This is a genomic window from Brenneria sp. g21c3, assembly GCF_040240345.1.
In the GTDB taxonomy this organism is placed as follows: Bacteria; Pseudomonadota; Gammaproteobacteria; order Enterobacterales; family Enterobacteriaceae; genus Brenneria.
Window position 1 is genome coordinate 1 of sequence record NZ_JBEIAB010000040.1, and the last position, 2333, is coordinate 2333.

The window sequence follows — 2333 nt, forward strand, 5'->3', positions numbered from 1 at the left end:
AGGGTACCGTTCTTCGGCGCCTCGCCCACGGTATAGCTGAGCTCGTCGCCATCCACATCGGACGCGCTGATAGCGCCGCTGATCGGGGTGTCTTCTGCGGTAGTCAGCGTTTGATCGGCAGTGACCGGTGCATCGTTGACCGCGGTCACGCCAATGCTGACCGTGCTGCTCACGGTACCGCCCTGTCCGTCCGCCACCGTGACGCTAAAGCTGTCATTACCATTAAAGTTGGCGGTCGGCGTGTAGGTGTACTCACCGGTGGCCGCATCCAGCGTCAGGGTGCCGTTTTTCGGCGCCTCGCCCACGGAATAACTCAGTACGTCGCCATCGACATCGGATGCGCGGATGGCACCGCTGATCGGCGTATCTTCCGGCGTCGTCAGACTCTGCTCGGCCGTCACCGGTGCATCATTCACGGCGGTCACACCGATATTCACGGTACTGACCGTGGTACCACCCTGTCCGTCATCCACCGTGACGCTAAAGCTGTCATTGCCGTTAAAGTTGCTTGCCGGCGTATAGGTGTACTGCCCGGTGGCCGCGTCCAGTGTTAACGTACCGTTCTTCGGCTGCTCGCCCACCGTGTAGCTCAGCACATCGCCGTCCACATCGGATGCGCTAATCGTACCGCTGATCGGCGTATCTTCCGCGGTCGTCAGGCTCTGATCTGCGGTCACCGGTGCATCGTTGACCGCGGTCACGCCGACATTCACGGTACTGACCGTGGTGCCACCATTACCATCCGCGACCGTCACGCTAAAGCTGTCATGACCATTAAAGTTGGCGGTCGGCGTGTAGGTGTACTCGCCGGTAGCCGCGTCCAGCGTCAGGGTGCCGTTCTTGGGCTGCTCGCCCACGGTGTAACTCAGCACGTCGCCGTCCACATCGGACGCACTAATCGTACCGCTGATCGGGGTGTCTTCTGCGGTAGTCAGCGTCTGATCGGCTGTCACCGGCGCATCGTTGACCGCGGTCACGCCGACATTCACGGTACTGACCGTGGTGCCACCATTACCATCCGCGACCGTCACGCTAAAGCTGTCATTGCCGTTAAAGTTGGCAGTCGGCGTATAGGTGTACTGCCCGGTGGCCGCATCCAGCGTCAGCGTACCGTTCTTCGGTGCCTCACCTACCGCGTAACTCAGTACATCACCATCGACATCGGATGCGCTGATGGTGCCGCTGATCGGGGTGTCTTCCTCGGTAGTCAACGTCTGATCGGCCGTCACCGGCGCATCGTTGACCGCGGTCACGCCGATATTCACCGTGCTGACCGTCGTGCCGCCCTGTCCGTCATCCACCGTCACACTAAAGCTGTCACTGCCGTTAAAGTTGCTTGCCGGGGTATAGGTGTACTCGCCGGTAGCGGCGTCCAGCGTCAGCGTACCGTTCTTCGGTACCTCGCCCACCGTGTAGCTGAGCGCGTCGCCATCCACATCGGATGCGCTGATGGCGCCGCTGATCGGCGTGTCTTCCGGCGTGGTGACCGTTTGATCGGCCGTGACCGGCGCATCGTTGACCGCGGTCACGCCGATATTCACCGTGCTGACCGTCGTGCCGCCCTGTCCGTCCGCCACCGTAACACTAAAGCTGTCATTACCGTTAAAGTTGCTTGCCGGGGTATAGGTGTACTCGCCGGTGGCCGCATCCAGCGTCAGCGTACCGTTCTTCGGCGCCTCGCCCACCGTGTAGTTGAGCTCGTCGCCATCGACATCGCTGGCAGTAATTTGCCCGATCACCGGCGTATCTTCCGCCGTGGTGATCGTTTGGTTGGCCGTGACCGGCACATCATTCACCGCGGTGACGCCAATATTCACGGTACTGACGGTGGTACCGCCCTGTCCGTCAGCCACCGTGACGGTAAAGCTGTCATTACCGTTAAAGTTGGCGGTCGGCGTATAGGTGTACTCACCGGTGGCCGCATCCAGTGTTAGCGTACCGTTTTTCGGTTGTTCGCCCACCGTGTAGCTCAGTACGTCGCCGTCCACATCGGATGCACTAATCGTACCGCTGATCGGCGTGTCTTCCAGCGTCGTCAGGCTTTGGTCAGCGGTCACCGGCGCATCATTCACCGCGGTCACGCCGATATTCACCATGCTGACCGTCGTACCGCCTTGCCCGTCCGCTACCGTCACGCTAAAGCTGTCATTGCCGTTAAAGTTGGCGGTCGGGGTATAGGTGTACTGTCCGGTAGCCGGATCCAGTACCAGAGTACCGTTTTTCGGCTGCTCGCCCACGGTATAGTTCAGCGTATCGCCATCGACATCACTGGCGGTAACTTGTCCGGTCACCGGCGTATCTTCCAGCGTTGTCAGGCTCTGATCGGCGGTCAC

At 60.6% G+C, this 2333-nt stretch carries 1 protein-coding gene; it reads right to left on the reverse strand.

From position 1 onward, the window contains the following. The coding region (locus ABRZ28_RS24150; protein WP_330521868.1) for a tandem-95 repeat protein at nt 1–2333 on the reverse strand (2333 nt) is incomplete at both ends.